This window comes from Klenkia sp. AC732, assembly GCF_979256525.1.
Window position 1 is genome coordinate 85878 of sequence record NZ_CEEDOS010000003.1, and the last position, 16694, is coordinate 102571.

Annotated in this window: 16 protein-coding genes and 2 tRNA genes; 4 read left to right on the forward strand and 14 right to left on the reverse strand. The window is 74.6% G+C overall.

The genetic code is table 11. The annotated features are described in order from the left end of the window. Window positions 1-22: 22 nt before the first annotated feature. Genes AC0IVP_RS02325 through AC0IVP_RS02345 form a run of 5 tightly spaced genes read right to left on the reverse strand, consistent with a single transcriptional unit; the run spans window position 23 to window position 4731 of the window. Window positions 23-667: a DUF7373 family lipoprotein gene (locus tag AC0IVP_RS02325; protein WP_471754270.1), complete on the reverse strand. Its 645-nt coding sequence runs from the start codon at window positions 665-667 to the stop codon at window positions 23-25. Next, window positions 664-1770, reverse strand: coding sequence for a D-alanine--D-alanine ligase family protein (locus AC0IVP_RS02330; protein ID WP_471754272.1), 1107 nt, complete (start codon window positions 1768-1770; stop codon window positions 664-666). The genes AC0IVP_RS02325 and AC0IVP_RS02330 overlap by 4 nt, the downstream gene beginning before the upstream one ends. A gap of 26 nt (window positions 1771-1796) precedes the next feature. Next, window positions 1797-2933 carry a cystathionine gamma-lyase gene (locus tag AC0IVP_RS02335; RefSeq protein ID WP_056288207.1) on the reverse strand — a complete coding sequence of 379 codons (1137 nt, stop codon included), beginning with the start codon at window positions 2931-2933 and terminating at the stop codon, window positions 1797-1799. Continuing rightward, window positions 2930-3925, reverse strand: a complete 996-nt coding sequence (locus AC0IVP_RS02340) for an NAD(P)H-dependent glycerol-3-phosphate dehydrogenase (RefSeq protein ID WP_056288211.1) — start codon at window positions 3923-3925, stop codon at window positions 2930-2932. The genes AC0IVP_RS02335 and AC0IVP_RS02340 overlap by 4 nt, the downstream gene beginning before the upstream one ends. Then, entirely contained in the window at window positions 3922-4731 is an 810-nt protein-coding gene (locus AC0IVP_RS02345) for a lysophospholipid acyltransferase family protein (RefSeq protein ID WP_471754274.1), read from the reverse strand. The genes AC0IVP_RS02340 and AC0IVP_RS02345 overlap by 4 nt, the downstream gene beginning before the upstream one ends. Window positions 4732-4844: 113 nt before the next feature. Between AC0IVP_RS02345 and cofC the strand changes: the two genes are divergently transcribed. From cofC to AC0IVP_RS02360, 3 genes are read left to right on the forward strand one after another with little or no spacing between them, the layout of a single operon-like run. Then, window positions 4845-5468, forward strand: a complete 624-nt coding sequence (cofC, locus tag AC0IVP_RS02350) for a 2-phospho-L-lactate guanylyltransferase (RefSeq protein ID WP_082556514.1) — start codon at window positions 4845-4847, stop codon at window positions 5466-5468. 37 nt (window positions 5469-5505) lie between these two features. Beyond that, window positions 5506-7566 carry an RNA degradosome polyphosphate kinase gene (locus AC0IVP_RS02355; RefSeq protein WP_200938665.1) on the forward strand — a complete coding sequence of 687 codons (2061 nt, stop codon included), beginning with the start codon at window positions 5506-5508 and terminating at the stop codon, window positions 7564-7566. Beyond that, window positions 7550-8479: an NUDIX hydrolase gene (locus AC0IVP_RS02360; protein ID WP_471754276.1), complete on the forward strand. Its 930-nt coding sequence runs from the start codon at window positions 7550-7552 to the stop codon at window positions 8477-8479. Before AC0IVP_RS02355 ends, AC0IVP_RS02360 begins: the two co-directional genes overlap by 17 nt. A gap of 19 nt (window positions 8480-8498) precedes the next feature. Here AC0IVP_RS02360 and AC0IVP_RS02365 read toward each other — a convergent pair whose 3' ends face one another. The 3 genes from AC0IVP_RS02365 to leuC form a co-directional block, all read right to left on the reverse strand. Continuing rightward, window positions 8499-9107, reverse strand: a complete 609-nt coding sequence (locus AC0IVP_RS02365; RefSeq protein WP_471754278.1) for a copper resistance CopC family protein — start codon at window positions 9105-9107, stop codon at window positions 8499-8501. 134 nt (window positions 9108-9241) lie between these two features. Continuing rightward, the gene (gene leuD, locus AC0IVP_RS02370; RefSeq protein WP_471754280.1) at window positions 9242-9841 is read right to left on the reverse strand and encodes a 3-isopropylmalate dehydratase small subunit; all 600 of its coding nucleotides are present in this window, start codon (window positions 9839-9841) and stop codon (window positions 9242-9244) included. Further along, window positions 9841-11253 (reverse strand): 3-isopropylmalate dehydratase large subunit, encoded by a 1413-nt coding sequence (leuC, locus tag AC0IVP_RS02375; RefSeq protein ID WP_471754282.1) that lies wholly within the window; start codon window positions 11251-11253, stop codon window positions 9841-9843. Before leuC ends, leuD begins: the two co-directional genes overlap by 1 nt. A gap of 88 nt (window positions 11254-11341) precedes the next feature. On the opposite strand from leuC, the gene AC0IVP_RS02380 reads away from it, so the two are divergent. Beyond that, window positions 11342-12031 carry an IclR family transcriptional regulator gene (locus AC0IVP_RS02380; protein WP_255352944.1) on the forward strand — a complete coding sequence of 230 codons (690 nt, stop codon included), beginning with the start codon at window positions 11342-11344 and terminating at the stop codon, window positions 12029-12031. 12 nt (window positions 12032-12043) lie between these two features. Here AC0IVP_RS02380 and galK read toward each other — a convergent pair whose 3' ends face one another. The 6 genes from galK to AC0IVP_RS02410 form a co-directional block, all read right to left on the reverse strand. Further along, complete coding sequence (gene galK, locus AC0IVP_RS02385; protein WP_471754284.1) at window positions 12044-13141, reverse strand: galactokinase; 1098 nt, start codon at window positions 13139-13141, stop codon at window positions 12044-12046. Next, window positions 13138-14238: a galactose-1-phosphate uridylyltransferase gene (gene galT, locus AC0IVP_RS02390; RefSeq protein WP_471754286.1), complete on the reverse strand. Its 1101-nt coding sequence runs from the start codon at window positions 14236-14238 to the stop codon at window positions 13138-13140. Before galT ends, galK begins: the two co-directional genes overlap by 4 nt. A gap of 57 nt (window positions 14239-14295) precedes the next feature. Next, window positions 14296-15087 (reverse strand): SDR family NAD(P)-dependent oxidoreductase, encoded by a 792-nt coding sequence (locus AC0IVP_RS02395; RefSeq protein WP_056288244.1) that lies wholly within the window; start codon window positions 15085-15087, stop codon window positions 14296-14298. 91 nt (window positions 15088-15178) lie between these two features. Next, window positions 15179-16357, reverse strand: a complete 1179-nt coding sequence (locus tag AC0IVP_RS02400) for an LLM class flavin-dependent oxidoreductase (RefSeq protein ID WP_056288247.1) — start codon at window positions 16355-16357, stop codon at window positions 15179-15181. 122 nt (window positions 16358-16479) lie between these two features. Further along, window positions 16480-16552 (reverse strand) — tRNA-Glu (locus AC0IVP_RS02405). 53 nt (window positions 16553-16605) lie between these two features. Then, window positions 16606-16677, reverse strand: a tRNA-Gln gene (locus tag AC0IVP_RS02410). Window positions 16678-16694: the final 17 nt, after the last annotated feature.

Sequence of the window (16694 nt, forward strand, 5' to 3'; positions counted from 1 at the left end):
CCGGGCAGCCGCCTCAGCCGCCTCAGCCGCGGGGCAGCAGCTCCAGCTGGGCCAGCACGACCGTCTGCACCCGGGCGGAGGCGTCGGTCAGGTCCGGGGCCACCGCGGCCACCGAGACCGTGAACGGCCCGTGCGCGCACCAGACGAACGCCGACGGGCCGTCGAGCCCGGTCTCCTCCGGCGGGTCCTGGACCGCCAGCTGCGAGCAGCCCTCGGGCAGCCCGTCGGGGTCCCGGTCGGGGCTGCCGCCGTAGTAGGAGGCGTCGTTGCGCCGCAGGTCCGCGGCGTAGGCGGCGGCACCGGGCACCCCGTCGAACTGGTCGACGAAGACGGTGGTGAGGCCGCCCGCTGGGCGCCAGAAGCGCTCCCAGCCCCAGCGGTAGCCGTAGTCGGCGAGCACCTCGGCGTCCCGGTCGGGGTCCTCGGAGTAGGCGGCGACGTCCTCGACGGTCTTGGCGCCGGCCGGCGGGTCCAGCTCGGCGTCGGGCACCGGGACCGTGCTGCCGGGCACCTCGGTGAGCACCAGCGCGCCCAGGCCGTCGACGTCCGAGGGCAGCCCGGCGGGCGCGGACGTGCCGCCGGCCGCGGTCGGCACCCCGTCCACCGGGGTGGCGCACGCGGTCAGCGCGGCGCACCCCGCTGCGGCGGCCAGCAGCCGGGCCCTCACCCCGCGAGGGCGCTGGCCACGAGCCGGTCGACCAGCTCGCGGTGGTCGACGCCGGCGGCGGCCCACATCCGCGGGAACATCGAGATGGGGGTGAACCCCGGCATCGTGTTCACCTCGTTGACCACGAGCACGTCGGCGCCGGTGTCCGGGTCGGTGCCCAGGAAGAAGTCCACCCGGGCCAGGCCGCGGCAGTCCATCGCCAGGTACGCCCGGCGCGACACGTCCTGCACGGCGGCGGTCTGCTCCGGGGTGAGCTGCGCGGGCACGTCGAAGTCGACGGCGTCGTCGAGGTACTTGGCGTCGAAGTCGTACCAGTCGACGCCCGGCTTGAGCCGGATCTCCGCAGGCAGGCTGGTGTGCGGCAGCCCACCGCCGGGCGCGGCCAGCACGCCGCACTCGACCTCGCGGCCGGGCACCGAGGCCTCGACCACGATCTTGGTGTCCACGGCGGCCGCGGTGGCGACGGCGGCGGCGAAGTCGGCCCAGTCGGCGACCTTGGTGATGCCGATGCTGGACCCGGCCCGGGAGGGCTTGACGAAGACCGGCAGCCCGAGCCGCTCGCGCTGGGCGGGGCTCAGCGCCGCGGGGTCGGTGGTGAGCGCCCCGTGACCGTCGCGCAGCACCACGTGGTCGCCCTGGGCGATCCCGGCCGCACTGAGCAGCTTCTTGGTGAACTCCTTGTCCATCGACGCCGCGGAGGCGAAGACGCCGGAGCCCACGTAGGGCAGCCCGCTCATCTCCAGCAGGCCCTGGATCGTGCCGTCCTCGCCGTAGGCGCCGTGCAGGACCGGGAAGACGACGTCCACGGGCACCAGCGGCGCCTGCCCACCCAGCTCGACCAGGCCCCGGCCGGAGGGGTCCCCGACCAGGGTGACCGGCTGGCCGCCGGTCACCTCGGGGAGCCGGCCGTCGACGATGGCCAGCGGACCGCCGTCGTGCAGCACCCAGCCGCCGTCCCGGGTGATGCCCACGGCCACCACCTCGTAGCGGTCGGGGTCCAGCGCGGACATCACGCTGCCGGCCGACACGCAGGAGATCGAGTGCTCCGCGCTCCGCCCGCCGAAGACGACGGCGACCCTGGTCTTGCGTGGCTCCTCGGTCATCGGGACGGACCCTACTGGTGCCTGCGTCACCCGATCGCGTCCAACGCGGCGGCCAGGTCCGCGACCAGGTCGTCGGTGTCCTCGATGCCGCAGGAGAAGCGCACGAACCCCTCCGACACGGCGTCCCCACCCCACTGCGCGCGACGGTCCACGGTGGAGTGCACGCCGCCGAAGCTGGTGGCCGCCAGCCACAGCGAGCTGGCCCGCACCAGGGCGTGCACGGCCGCCTCGTCGGCGAGGGTGGCCGACACGATGCCGTTCATCCGGGTCATCTGCCGCTGCGCGAGGGCGTAGGAGGGGTCCTCGGGGCGGCCGGGCCAGCGCACCCCGGTCGCGGCCGGGTGCGCGGCGAGCAGCTCGGCGACGGCGGCCGCGGTGGTCGCCTGCCGGGTCAGGCGCAGGTCCAGGGTGCCCATCGAACGGTGCGCCAGCCACGCCTCGAAGGCACCGGGCCCGTTGCCGGTGTGGTCCCGCCAGGCCCGCAGCCGGGTGTGCAGCTCGCGGCCGCGCTCGGTGGGGGCGCTGGACACGTGGCCCATCAGCAGGTCGCTGTGCCCGGTGAGCGCCTTGGTGTCCGACCCGACGGTGAGGTCCGCGCCCAGCGCCAGCGGCTGCTGGCCCAGCGGGGTGGCCGTGGTGTTGTCCACCGCCAGCACCGCCCCGGCGGCCTGCGTCGCACGGGCCACCGCGGCGATGTCGCAGACGTCCAGCTCGGGGTTGCTGGGGGTCTCCAGCAGCACGAAGGCCGCGCCCTCCAGGTCGCCCCGGGCGGCGACGTCGGCGATCTCCAGGGTCGGCACCTGCTCGACCCGGACGTCGAAGCGGGCCAGCTCCTCGACGGCCAGTGCGCGGGTCGCGTAGTAGCCGTCGCTGGGGATGACCAGCCGGTCCCCGGCCCGCACGACGGCGAACACCGCGGCGCTGATGGCGGCCATGCCGGTGGCGAAGGACAGGCAGTCCCCGCCGTCCAGCTCGCCGACGGCGCGCTCGAACACCCGCAGGGTGGGGTGGCCCGGGCGGGCGTAGAAGTCGGTGGCCTTCGGGTCCTCGCCCAGGTGGTAGGGGGCCGCGAACACCGGGGAGGGACGCAACGGGGTGCCGGGGACGACCGGCTCGTCGCCGGCGCGCACCACCCGGGTGCCGTCGCCTGGGGTGGGACTCACTCGCTCTTTGCCTCTCTGCTCATGATCTCGCGCACCATCTGCACCGGGGACTCCCCCTCGTGGCAGACCCGCACGACCGCCTCGGTGATCGGCACGTCCACGCCGTGGGCCCGTGCCAGGTCCAGCACCGACCGGCAGGACTTCACGCCCTCGGCGGTCTGCCGGGTGGTGGCCACGACCTCGGCCACGCTCATCCCCTGCCCCAGCCGCTCCCCGAAGGTGCGGTTGCGCGACAGCGGCGAGGAGCAGGTGGCGACCAGGTCGCCCAGGCCGGCCAGGCCGGCGAAGGTCAGCGGGTCCGCACCCAGTGCCAGGCCCAGCCGGGAGGTCTCGGCCAGTCCGCGGGTGATCAGCGAGGCACGGGTGTTGTCACCGAACCCCAGGCCCTCGGCGATGCCGGCGGCCAGCGCGATGACGTTCTTCACCGCCCCGCCCAGCTCGCAGCCCACCAGGTCGGGGTTGGTGTAGGGCCGGAAGTAGCGGGTGTGGCAGGCGGCCTGCAGCCGCTCGGCGCGCCCGGTGTCGGTGCAGGCGATGACGGTGGCGGCCGGCTGCTCCTCGGCGATCTCCCGGGCCAGGTTCGGCCCGGACAGCACCGCGACCCGGTCGGGGGTCGCCCCGGTGACCTCGCAGACCACCTCGCTCATCCGCCGGGTGCTGCCCAGCTCGATGCCCTTCATCAGCGACAGCAGCGTGGCGTCGGGCGGCAGCAGCGGCGTCCAGGCGGTGAGGTTCTCCCGCAGGGTCTGCGACGGGATGCTCAGCACGACGACGTCGGCCCCCTGCAGCGCCTCGGCCGGGTCGGCGGTGGCCCGCACCCGGTCGGGCAGCCGGACGCCGGGGAGGTAGTCGGCGTTCTCCCGGTCGGCGGTGATCGCCGCGGCGAGCTCAGGACGGCGGGCGTACAGCGTCACGTCGGACCCGGCGTCGGCGAGCACCTTGGCGAAGGTGGTGCCCCAGCTGCCCGCGCTCAGCACGGCGGCGCGGGTCACGCGGCACCGGCCGCGCCGGGCAGGTCGCCCGGGGTGCGACGGGCGGGCCGCGGGTGCACCGCGACGGGCGGGGTCTCCCCGCGGATCTCGCCCAGCTGGTCCCGGACCCGGCCCATCAGCCGGTCGGTGGTCTCGCGCAGCAGCTCGGTGGTGACCGGGCGGCCCTCCTGGACCCGGGCCCGGAGGTCCGCCAGGTCCACGGGCTCCCCGACCAGGTACTCGGCCCGGGTCCGCAGCCGCGGGTGGAACTGCTTGGCGTGGTAGTCGTGCACCCGCTGCGGCCCCCACTGGGCCAGCGGCACGACGACGGCGTCGGTGGCCAGCGCCAGCCGGGCCACCCCCGTGCGGGGCTGCATGGGCCACCAGTCGGGGTCGCGGGTGACCGAGCCCTCGGGGTAGATGACCACGACCTCCCCGGCTGCCAGCGCGCGCTCGGCGGCGCCCATCGAGGACTGGGCGGCGACGGTCCCGCGGTGGACCGGGATCTGGCCGGCGGCCCGCAGGATGGTGCCGGCCAGGCCGGTGAAGACCGAGTCCTTGGCCAGGAACCGCGGCACCCGGCCGGCGTCGTAGACCAGCATGGCGCAGGCCAGCGGGTCCAGCACCGAGACGTGGTTGGCCACCAGCAGCACCCCGCCCCGGGCCGGGATGCGGTCGGCGTGCCGCAGCCGGAGGTCGTAGACCAGCGCGGAGACCGGCCAGACCACGGCCAGTGACATCCGCAGGGCCCAGTTCAGCCGGGGGCGGGGGCGCCACCGCCGTCGGGGCCACTGCTCCCCGGGGCTGCGGACGACGTCGGGACTCACCCGTCCAGTGTGGACCGCCACCCCCGGGGTCCCGCGGACCGGCCCGTCCCCCGCTGCGCGACGGGGACGCCACGACCCGACGCCGGCCCTCGGGCTGTGGCAGCGTGCGGGTCGTGCAGGGGTGGTCCGTCGTCGTCCCGGCGAAGCGCCTGGCACTGGCGAAGACCCGGTTGGGCCCGGTCGGGGACCGGCGGGCCGACCACGAGGACCTGGTGCTGGCCCTGCTCGGGGACACCCTGGAGGCCGCTCTGGCCAGCCCCGCCGTGGGGGTGCTGTGGGTGGTCACCGACGAGCCCCGGGCCGCCGGGCTCGCCCGGGCGCTGGGCGCCCGGGTGGTCCCCGACGCACCCGCTGCCGGGCTGAACGCAGCCCTGGCGCACGGCGCGGCCGTGGCCGGGGGCGCACCGGTGGCGGCCCTGCACTCCGACCTGCCCGCGCTGCGCCCGGCCGAGTTGACCGGTGCCCTGCTGGCGGCAGCCGGACACGAGCGCTCCTCGGTGACCGACGCGGAGGGCACCGGCACCACCCTGCTGGCCGTCACCCGCGGGGAGCTGCGCCCGGCGTTCGGCGCCGGCTCCGCCACCGCCCACGCCGCGGGCGGGGCGGTGCCGCTGGCCGGGGACTGGCCGGGGCTGCGCCGCGACGTCGACACCGTGGCCCACCTGGCGGTGGCCCGGGCGCTGGGCACGGGGCCCCGGACGGCGGTCGCGCGGGCCGGACCCGACGCCTGCGCGTGATCATCTGCTGTTCACCCGCGTGCGGCACGATGGGCGGGTGAGCGAACCGACCACCGAGCCCCTGCACGACGCCGACCGCTTCCTCAACCGCGAGCTGTCCTGGCTGGACTTCAACGCCCGGGTGCTGGAGCTGGCCGAGGACGAGCACGCACCGCTGCTCGAGCGGGTCAAGTTCCTGTCGATCTTCGCCAGCAACCTCGACGAGTTCTACATGGTGCGGATCGCCGGGCTCAAGCGCCGGCAGAACACCGGCCTCACGGTCCGCTCCCCCGACGGGCTGACCATCCGGGAGCAGCTGGCCCGGATCACCGCGCGCACGCAGGAGCTCGTCGCCCGGCACGCACAGGTGTTCGTGGCCGACGTCGTGCCGCGGCTGGAGCAGCACGGCATCCGGATCGTGCACTGGGGCGAGGTCGCCGACGGCGAGGCCATGCGGCTGCGCGAGTACTTCCGCGACCAGGTGTTCCCGGTGCTCACCCCGCTGGCCGTGGACCCCGCGCACCCCTTCCCCTACATCTCCGGGCTCTCGCTCAACCTGGCCGTGTCGGTGCGCGACCCCGAGACCGGCCGGCCCCGGTTCGCCCGGGTCAAGGTGCCCGACAACGTCCCGCGCTTCGTGCCGGTGCTGACCCAGGACGACCAGTCGGTGTTCCTCCCGCTGGAGGACCTGATCTCGGCGCACCTCAACCAGCTCTTCCCCGGCCTGGAGGTCATCGACCACCACCTGTTCCGGGTCACCCGCAACGCCGACGTCGAGGTGGAGGAGGACCGCGACGAGGACCTGCTGCAGGCCCTGGAGCGCGAGCTGGCCCGGCGCCGGTTCGGGCCCGCCGTCCGGCTCGAGGTCACCGACACGATGGACCCGGAGATCCTCGACGTCCTGCTGCACGAGCTGGAGGTCTCCCCCTCCGACGTGCTGCACGTGCCCGGACTGCTGGACCTGGCGGCGCTGATGGCGCTGTACGGCCTGGACCGGCCCGAGCTCAAGGACGACCCGTTCGTCCCGGCCACCCACCCGCGGCTGAGCGAGGGCGAGACGCCCAAGAGCGTCTTCGCCACCCTGCGCGAGGGCGACGTGCTGCTGCACCACCCCTACGACTCCTTCGCCACGAGCGTGCAGCGCTTCATCGAGCAGGCTGCCGCCGACCCGCTGGTGCTGGCCATCAAGCAGACGCTCTACCGCACCTCCGGTGACAGCCCGATCGTGCAGGCGCTGATCGAGGCCGCGACAGCTGGCAAGCAGGTCGTCGTCCTGGTGGAGATCAAGGCCCGCTTCGACGAGGAGGCCAACATCAGCTGGGCCCGCTCGCTGGAGCGCGCCGGCTGCCACGTCGTCTACGGCCTGGTCGGGCTCAAGACGCACTGCAAGACGGCGCTGGTGGTGCGCCGGGAGAACGGCGTGCTGCGCCGCTACTGCCACATCGGGACGGGCAACTACAACCCCAAGACCGCGCGGATCTACGAGGACCTCGGCATCCTCACCGCCGACCCCCGGGTGGGCGCGGACCTCACCGACCTGTTCAACACCCTCACCGGCTACTCCCGGCAGACCACCTACCGCTCGCTGCTGGTGGCCCCGCACGGCATCCGCGCCGGGCTGGTGGAGAAGATCCGCCGGGAGGCCCGGCACGCCCGTGAGGGCCGCGCCTCGGGCATCAGCATCAAGGTCAACTCCCTCGTCGACGAGGAGCTGATCGACGCCCTCTACGAGGCCTCGACCGCCGGCGTGCCGGTGCAGCTGTGGATCCGCGGCATCTGCTCGCTGCGCCCGGGGGTGCCCGGGATGAGCGAGAACATCCGGGTCCGTTCGATCGTGGGCCGCTTCCTGGAGCACTCCCGGGTCTGCCACTTCCTCAACGACGGGTCGCCGGAGTGGTGGCTGGGCAGCGCCGACCTGATGCACCGCAACCTGGACCGCCGGGTGGAGGTGCTGCTGCGGATCTCCGACGAGGCCGCCCAGGCGCAGCTGCAGCGGACCTTCGACCGCGCGTGGGCCGACGACGTCCGCAGCTGGCAGCTGCAGGCCGACGGCAGCTGGACCACGACCGGCGGGCTGGACTACCAGGCGCTCGTCATGGCCGGTGAGCTCGCTGGCTGACCGGCTGCAGCCGGCCGCGGGCGGCGCGGTCTGGCGGCTGGGGGACGGCGGGACGCTGGAGACCGCCGTCGTCCACCGGCCCAAGTACGACGACTGGTCGCTGCCCAAGGGCAAGCTGGACGCCGGGGAGCACCCCCTGCAGGCCGCGGTCCGCGAGGTCGGCGAGGAGACCGGCCTGCAGGTCGTCGTCGGCCGGCGCAGCGTGCAGACCCGGTACGCCCACCGGCACGGGCCCAAGCGGGTCGACTACTGGACGATGCAGCACGTCGCCGGGGACTTCGTGGTCAACGACGAGGTCGACGAGCTGCGCTGGCTGCCCGTGCCCGAGGCCTGCCGGCTGGTCACCCACGCCCACGACGCGGCGGTGCTGGAGGACCTGGCCCGCACCGACGTGCCCCGGACCCCGACGGTGCTGCTGGTGCGGCACGCCAGCGCCGGCGAACGGGAGGACTTCGACGGCCCCGACGACGCGCGGCCGCTGGACTCCCGCGGCCGCGCCCAGGCCCGGCGGCTGGCCACCGTGCTGCGCGCCTTCGCCCCCGACGAGGTGCTCGCCGCTCCCCCGGTGCGCTGCCGGCAGACCCTGACCCCGCTGGCGCAGGCGCTGGGCCTGCCGCTGGGCGAGGCGCCCGAGCTGGGCGAGGACGGCTTCGGCGCGGACCCGGCCGCCGGGGTGGCCACCGTGCAGCGCCTGCTGCAGCCCCGGGCGACCCCCGGGGTGACCGTGGTCTGCAGCCAGGGTGGGGCCATCCCGTCCGTGCTGATGGCCCTGGGCGTGCGTCACCCGGGCTCGGCGGGCGGGGTGTGGCCGCCCTCGGCCAAGGGCAGCGTGTGGGTGCTGGGCGGTCGCCCGGGCGCGCTGCTGGCCGACTACTACCGCGACTTCCCGGCCGACCCGGACGCTCCTGCCTGACGTCCCGGCGGGCCCGGGCTCAGCTGCGACGCCGCCGCAGGACCGCCCCGACGGCGACGCCGGCGGCCAGCAGCACGACCAGCACGGCGACGACGACGCCGGCGCCCTCCTCGGTGGGCGAGGTGCCGGCGGCCTCGCTGGGCTCTGCCACGGCGGGCGTGGAGGCCTCCGCGGTCGACTCCGGCGCAGCGGTCGTGGTGGGCGGCGTCGTCCCCGGCACGGGGGATGGCACGGGGGATGGCACGGGGAGCGGCACGGGGGGCGCCCAGTCGAAGGTGGTCGCGCCCTCCAGCCGGTGCCCGTCACCGGAGGTCACCGCCCAGTCGACCGTGTGCGTGCCGCCGGTGGTCAGCGTGACCGGCACGGTGACCACCGACCCGTCGACGGTGGCCTCGCCGCCCACCCCGACGCCGTCCGGGCCGGTGACTGTCACCCCGGGCCCGCGGACGGCCGCGGAGAACGACAGCGTCACCGTGGTCGGTGCCTCGGTGACGACCGCGCCGTCGGCGGGCAGGGTGCCCGAGAGCCCGGTGTGCGCCGACGCGGGGCCGGCGGTGAGCAGCACCGCGGTCAGGGTCAGCAGGGCGAGGGTGGCGGTCCGGGTCCAGGGCAGCACGGGGGTCCTCACGGTCGGAGATCGGTCACCGGTGCTGTCGTCCGCCCGCGGCCGTGGGTTCCCGGGTGTGACGACGGCCGCCGTCCCCGGGTGGGGACGGCGGCCGTCGTGGGTCAGAGGTCGGTCAGAAGTCGGTCAGAGGTCGGTCAGAGGACGGGCAGCGTGCGGGGCAGCCAGGCCGGGCGGGCCGCCTCGAACGCGGTGACGTCCTCGAGGTGCCTCTCGGTGAGCCCGACGTCGTCCAGGCCCTCCAGCAGCCGCCAGCGGGTGTAGTCGTCGATCTCGAAGGGCACGGCGACGTCGGCCCAGCGGACCTGCTTGGCGACCAGGTCCACGGTCACCGGCAGCGCCGGGTCGGCCTCGCACGCGTCCTGCAGCGCCTCGACGTCGGCAGCGGGCAGCTGCACGGTGAGCAGCCCGGACTTGGTCGAGTTGTTGCGGAAGATGTCGGCGAACCGGGCGCTGACGACCACCCGGAACCCGCCGTCCAGCAGCGCCCAGTTGGCGTGCTCGCGGGAGGAGCCGGTGCCGAAGTCGGGGCCGGCGACCAGGATCGAGGCGCCGGCGTACTCGGGCTTGTTGAGCACGAAGTCGGGCTCGTTGGTGCGCCACGCGACGAACAGCCCGTCCTCGAACCCGGTGCGGGTGATCCGCTTGAGGTACTCGGCCGGGATGATCTGGTCGGTGTCGACGTTGGTGCGCCGCAGCGGGGCCGCGGTGCCGGTGTGCGTGGTGAAGGCGTCCATCAGGCGTCGGCTCCCTGCAGGGTCGCGGGAGCCGTCAGGCGCCCGGTGATCGCGGTGGCGGCAGCGACGGCCGGGGACACCAGGTGGGTGCGCCCGCCCTTGCCCTGCCGGCCCTGGAAGTTGCGGTTGGAGGTCGAGGCCGACCGCTCGCCGGGCTTGAGCTGGTCGGGGTTCATGCCCAGGCACATCGAGCAGCCCGCCCCGCGCCACTCGGCGCCGGCGGCGGTGAAGACGGCGTCCAGGCCCTCCTCCTCGGCCTGCAGGCGCACGGCCACCGACCCGGGGACGACGAGCATCCGGGTGTCGGCGGCGACGTGCTGGCCGCGCAGCAGCTCGGCGGCCACCCGCAGGTCCTCGATCCGGCCGTTGGTGCACGAGCCGAGGAAGACGGTGTCCACGCTGATGTCGGTCAGCGGGGTGCCGGCGGTCAGCCCCATGTACTCCAGCGCGGACTCCGCGGCCGCGCGGTCACCGGCGTCGGCGATCTGGGCGGGGTCGGGCACCGAGGAGCCGATGGGCAGGCCCTGGCCGGGGTTGGTGCCCCAGGTGACGTAGGGCGTGAGGGTCGCGGCGTCGATGACGACCTCGCGGTCGAAGACGGCGTCCTCGTCGGTGCGCAGGGTGGCCCAGTGCGCGACGGCGGCGTCCCAGTCGGCGCCCTGGGGGGCGTGCGGGCGCCCGGCCAGGTAGTCGGCCGTGGTCTGGTCGGGGGCGATGAGCCCGGCGCGGGCACCGGCCTCGATCGACATGTTGCAGATCGTCATCCGGGACTCCATCGACAGCGCCTCGATCGCGCTGCCGCGGTACTCGATGACGTGGCCCTGACCGCCGCCGGTGCCGATCTCGGCGATGACGGCGAGGATGACGTCCTTGGCGCTGACGCCCACCGGCAGCTGGCCGTCGACGCGGACCGACATCTGCTTGGCGGGGCGCTGGGGCAGCGTCTGGGTGGCCAGCACGTGCTCGACCTCGCTGGTGCCGATGCCGAAGGCCAGCGCGCCGAAGGCGCCGTGCGTGGAGGTGTGGCTGTCCCCGCAGACGATGGTCATGCCCGGCTGGGTCAGGCCCAGCTGCGGGCCGATGACGTGCACGATGCCCTGGTCGCGGTCGCCCATCGGGGCGGTGCGCAGGCCGAACTCGGCGGTGTTGTCCCGCAGGGCCTGCACCTGGGCCCGGCTGACCGGGTCGGCGATGGGCGCGAGCAGGTCGGTCGTGGGGACGTTGTGGTCCTCGGTGGTCATCGTCAGGTCCGGACGGCGCACGGTGCGCCCGGCGGCCCGGAGGCCGTCGAAGGCCTGCGGGCTGGTGACCTCGTGCACCAGGTGCAGGTCGATGTAGAGCAGGTCCGGCTCGCCCTCGGTGCGTCGCACCACGTGCTGCTCGTAGACCTTCTGCGCCAGGGTCTGCCCCACGGCCGTGCCTCCTGTGTCCTCGGTGACCTTGCCATCTCAACTGGTGAGATGAGAGTGTCAGCTCGTGGGACAGCCTAACCCCGTTGCCGTGCTGGACAAAGCAGTCGCCATCCTGCACGCCGTCCGTGACGAACCCGCGACGCTCGCCGAGCTGGTGGAGCGCACCGGTCTGCCCCGGGCGACCACCCACCGGCTGGCCGTCGCCCTGGAGGGCCACCGGCTGGTCCGGCGCACGCCCGACGGCTCCTGGGCCCCGGGGCCGGCCCTGGCCGAGCTCGGCCGGGCCGGCGCGGACCTCACCGAGCAGCTGGCCGACGCCGCCACCCGGCACCTGGTGGCCCTGCGCGACGCCAGCGGGGAGAGCGCCCAGTTCTACGTCCGCGACGGCTCCACCCGGGTCTGCGTCGCCGCCGCCGAGCGGCTGTCGGGACTGCGCGACACCGTCCCGGTCGGGGCCCGCCTGCCGATGACCGCCGGCTCCGCGGCGCACGCCCTGCTCGCCTTCGCCCCCGCCGACGAGGTCACCCCGCTGCTGCCGGCGGCCAGCTTCACCGCCCGCACCCTGCTCGACGTCCGTCGGCGTGGCTGGGCGCACAGCATCGCCGAACGCGAGCCCGGCGTGGCCTCGCTGTCGGCCCCGGTCCGGGACGGCTCGGGTGCGGTGCTGGGCGCCGTCTCGGTGTCCGGCCCGGTCGAGCGGCTGGGCCGCCGTCCCAGCCCCGAGGTCGTCGGGGCCGTGCTGGACACCGCCGTCGCGATCTCCCGCGCCGTGCGCTGAGGGACGCCCGCGTCAGGAGACGCGGTGCGCCCCCGGCGACGGGACGGCGACGAAGGTCCGGTAGCTGCCGGCGGCCGGCTGCACGGCCGCGCTGACCGCGTCCAGGTCGGCGGTGTCGACCAGCACGACGGCGCTGCCGCCGAACCCGCCGCCGACCATCCGGGCACCGTGGGCGCCGGCGGCCAGCGCGGTCTCGACGACGGCGTCCAGCTCCGGGGTGGAGATCTCGAAGTCATCGCGCAGCGACACGTGCCCGGCGGTGAGGACCGGCCCGATGGCGCGCGGGTCGCCGCCGCCGGTGAGCAGGTCCACGACCTGGAGGACGCGCGCGTCCTCGGTGACGATGTGCCGGGCGCGGCGGCGCAGCACGTCGTCGGCGAGGGTCTCGACGGTCTCCACCGTGGCGTCGCGCAGCGCCGGGACGCCCAGGGCCTCGGTGGCCCGCTCGCACTCCTTGCGCCGGTCGCCGTAGCCGCCGTCGGCGTGCGAGTGGGCGTGCCCGGTGTCCACGACCAGCAGCGCCAGCCCGGCCGCCGCCAGGTCCAGCGGCACCTGCCGGGTGGCGCGGTCCCGGGTGTCCAGGAACAGCGCGTGGCCGGCCCGGCACAGCAGCGAGGCCGACTGGTCCAGGATGCCGGTCGGCGCGCCGACGAAGTCGTTCTCCGAGCGCCGGGCGACGTCGACGAGCTCCTCGACGGACAGGTCGGGGCGCAGCAGGTCGCGCAGCGCCAGGGCCACCGAGCAGGTGACCGCCGCCGAGGAGGAGAGCCCGGCACCGGCCGGGACGTCGCCGTCGATGCGGACCGACAGCCCGCCCGGCAGGTCGAACTGGGTGACGACGCCGGCGACGTAGCCGGCCCACCCGGCCGGGTGCCCGGGGCGCAGGTCGGCCACCGGGACCTCGACCAGCACGCCGGGCTGCTGCGCGGAGGCCACAGCGAGCAGGCCGTCCCTGCGGCGGGCGACCTCGGCGCGCACCCGGTGCGGGAGCGCGATGGGCAGCACGAAGCCGTCGTTGTAGTCGGTGTGCTCACCGATGACGTTGGCCCGGCCCGGGGCCATCCAGGTGCCCTCGGGCTCGGTGCCGAAGAGGTCGGCGAAGGCGCTCACGGCAGGACCACCGCGCGCAGCTCCTCGGCGACGCCCTCGGGCGAGGTGTCGGAGACGAAGGCGCCCATCCCGGACTCCGAGCCGGCCAGGTACTTCAGCTTGCCGGGGGCGCGACGGAAGGAGAACAGCTGCAGGTGCAGCCACCAGTCCTCCCGGCCGGCGCCGTCGACGGTCTGGGAGACCGGGCCCTGGTTCCAGCTGGAGATGTAGTTCATCGGGGCGTCGAAGCGGTGCGCGAAGCGGCCCAGCACGTCGAGGTAGACCTCGACGAAGGCGTCCCGCTCGGCGTCGGTGAGCGCGGCGACGTCGGGCACCCGGCGGTGCGGGACCAGGGTCAGCTCGTAGGGCCAGCGGGCGGCACCGGGGACGAAGGCCGTCCAGTGCTCGTTGGCGGTGACCACGCGGGGGCCGGTGCGCTCGGCGTCGAAGACCTCGGCGAGCAGGTCGCCACCGGTGGCGGCCCGGTGCGCGGCGACCTGGGTGAGGACCCGCTGCACCCGCGGGGCGAGGAAGGGGTAGGCGTAGACCTGCCCGTGCGGGTGGGCCAGGGTCACCCCGATCTCCTCACCGTGGTTCTCGAAGAGGAAGACCTGCTCGACGCCCGGCTCGGCGGAGAGGGCCTCGGTGCGCTGGGCCCAGGCGTCGACGACCAGCCGGGCGCGCTCGGCGCCCAGGTCGACGAAGGAGCGGTCGTGGTCGCTGGTGAACACGATGACCTCGCAGCGGCCCTCGCCGGGGCGCAGGGTGACCAGCGGGGTGCCGTCGGCGTTCGGCGGGACGTCCCGGTCGACCGACAGCGAGAGCGACGGGAAGCGGTTCTCGAACACCGCGACCTCGTACTCGGCCTCGGGCACCTCGGTGGCGCGCGCGGGCGTGGAGGCGCACAGCGGGCACTGGTCGGTGGGCGGCAGGAACGTCCGCGTCTGACGGTGCGCGGCGATGACCACCCACTCCCCCAGGAGGGGGTCCCAGCGGACCTGCGAGCGGGTCGCGACGGGCGGCAGGTCGCGGGTGTCGACGGCGTCACGGGGCCGCTGCGCGCTGTCGAAGTAGACGATCTCGCGGCCGTCGGCGAGGTGGCGGGTGGTGCTGATCACGATTGTGAACGCTAACACCGGCCCGGCCACGCGTCGGCGGCCGGGCCGGGAGCGCCCTCAGATCGTGGCGACGGACCCGGCGTCCACCCGGTAGTTGCTGCCGTTGACGAAGCTGGCGCGCTCCGAGCACAGGAAGGCGATCACGCCGGCGACCTCCTCGACCCGACCGCGTCGGCCCAGCTCCATCCCGGGCCGCTCCTCCTCCAGGAAGGACTCGACCGCCTCGTCGAAGGAGGTGCCGTTCTCCTCCGCCCGCTTGGTCATCATCGCGTCGGTCATCGGCGAGGCGATGAACGCCGGGGAGACCGCGTTGACCAGCACACCCTCGGAGCCGTAGCTCTTGGACAGGCCCTTGGTCAGGCTGAGGACGGCGGCCTTGGCCGCGCAGTAGGGCAGCTCGTCGACGTAGGGCTGGACGGCGTCCTCGCTGGCCAGCAGCACGATGCGGCCCCAGCCGGCCGAGCGCATGCCGTCCACGAACGCCCGGACGACGCGGACCACGGAGAAGAAGTCGATCTCCAGGGTGGACCGCCAGCCCTCCTCGTCGATCTCGTGGAAGAGGCCCTGCGCGCCGGTGATGCCCGCGGCGTTGACCAGGATCGAGGGGTCACCGATCGCCTCGGTGACGGCTGCCTTCAGGCGGGCGACGTCCTCGGGGTCGGTCAGGTCGGCGGCGACGGCGGTGACGTCGCCGGTGAGCCCGGCGGCGGCGCCGTCGAGGGCCTCCTGGTCCACGTCGGTGATGACCACCCGGACACCCTCGGCCAGCAGCACCCGCGCGGTCTCCAGGCCGATGCCGGAGTCGGCTCCGGTCACGAGGGCGGTGCGTCCGCTGATGCCGAGGTCCATGGGTGCTCCTGTCGTGGGCACCCGGGCTGGGCGCGTCCGGGGGCTCTTGTCCCCCGGACGCACCAGGCTCAACCCAGGCGTGACCCGACGCTCAGCCCTTCGCGGCGACCTCTGCGGCGTAGCGCTCGGTCATCGTGGCCACGGCCTGCAGCTGCTGGGCCGCGTAGTCCTCCCGCTTGCCGCCGGCCCGCTCCGCGGCGCCCAGCGTCGCCTGGGCGTGTGTGGTCTGCCCGCCCTGGAAGTGCGGGAAGACGTGCTGGGCGATGAGCTCGTAGGAGCGCCGGGTCGCCTCGGGGTTCGCCCACTCGTGGGCCAGCAGCAGCATCGCGCCGAAGCCGCCGGACTGGTCCCACAGCTTCTGCACCTGGGCACGGGCGTCCTCGACGGTGCCGATCGCCCCGATGCCCGCGTCGTTGATGAAGTCGATCATCTCCTTGGCGTCGCCGCCCTCGACCGCCATCTGCGGGAAGGCCGCGGTCTTCTGGAAGTACCGGAACCAGCTCTCGATGCCGAACTGGACGTCGGCGTAGGCCTGCTCGCGCGTCTCGGCGACGTGCATCAGCCCGACCAGCCGCCAGTCGGCCCGGGACACGGTCTGCCCGTGCGCCTGTGCGCGCTCCTCGACGACCGACCAGTGGTGGGCGAGGGCGTCGAAGCCGTCCGGGGAGAGCGTGGCACCGATCGAGAGCAGCCCGATGCCGTGCGTACCGGCCTGCCGCGGTCCGGTGGGTGAGGCGACAGCGGCCACGGCGACGTCGAAGAGCGGTTCGCTGTAGGGGCGCAGGTGCAGCCGGGCGTCGACCAGGGTGTGCGTGCGGGTGGTCGCGGTGACGGTCTCCCCGTGCAGCAACCGCATGATGATGTCCAGGTTCTCGGCCAGCAGCTCACGCGTCGCCGTGGGGTCCAGCCCCAGCATCATCGAGTCCGTCGGCAGCGAGCCCGGGCCGCAGCCCAGCATCACCCGCCCGCGGGTCAGGTGGTCCAGCATCACCATCCGCTCGGCCACCCAGAGCGGGTTGTGGTAGCTGATCGAGGTCACCCCGGTGCCCAGCTTGATCCGCCGGGTCCGCTCGGCGGCCGCGGCGATGAAGATCTCCGGCGAGGCGATGATCTCGCTGCCGGCGGAGTGGTGCTCCCCGATCCAGGCCTCGTCGTAGTCCAACCGGTCCAGGTGGGCGACCAGCTCCAGGTCCCGCTGGATGGCCGTCGTGGGGTTCTCCCCCGCCGGGTGGAAGGGGGCCAGGAAGATGCCGAACCGGAGCCTGCTCATGGGGGTGCCTCCGCGCTGAGGTGGATGAGACCCCGATCACAACCCACCCGGGTGCCCGCGTCAACGCCCACCCAGGAACGCCGAGAGCCCCCGACCTGAGCAGGTCGGGGGCTCTCGAGGTGTAGCCCCGAAGGGATTCGAACCCTCGCTACCGCCGTGAGAGGGCGGCGTCCTGGGCCGCTAGACGACGGGGCCAGAACTGGTGGTGCTGTGTGCAGATCTTACCGGAGGAGGTGGAGCGTTCCTCGCTGGGGTACCAGGACTCGAACCTAGACTAACGGAACCAGAAACCGTCGGGCTGCCAATTACCCCATACCCCATTGGCCGTTCAGCACCT

Coding starts and splice junctions, on each gene's coding strand:
- AC0IVP_RS02330 (WP_471754272.1), bottom strand. CDS start 1,770: ATGACCGAGGAGCCACGCAAGACCAGGGTCGCCGTCGTCTTCGGCGGG.
- leuD (WP_471754280.1), bottom strand. CDS start 9,841: ATGGACGCCTTCACCACGCACACCGGCACCGCGGCCCCGCTGCGGCGC.
- AC0IVP_RS02395 (WP_056288244.1), bottom strand. CDS start 15,087: ATGGACCTCGGCATCAGCGGACGCACCGCCCTCGTGACCGGAGCCGAC.
- AC0IVP_RS02400 (WP_056288247.1), bottom strand. CDS start 16,357: ATGAGCAGGCTCCGGTTCGGCATCTTCCTGGCCCCCTTCCACCCGGCG.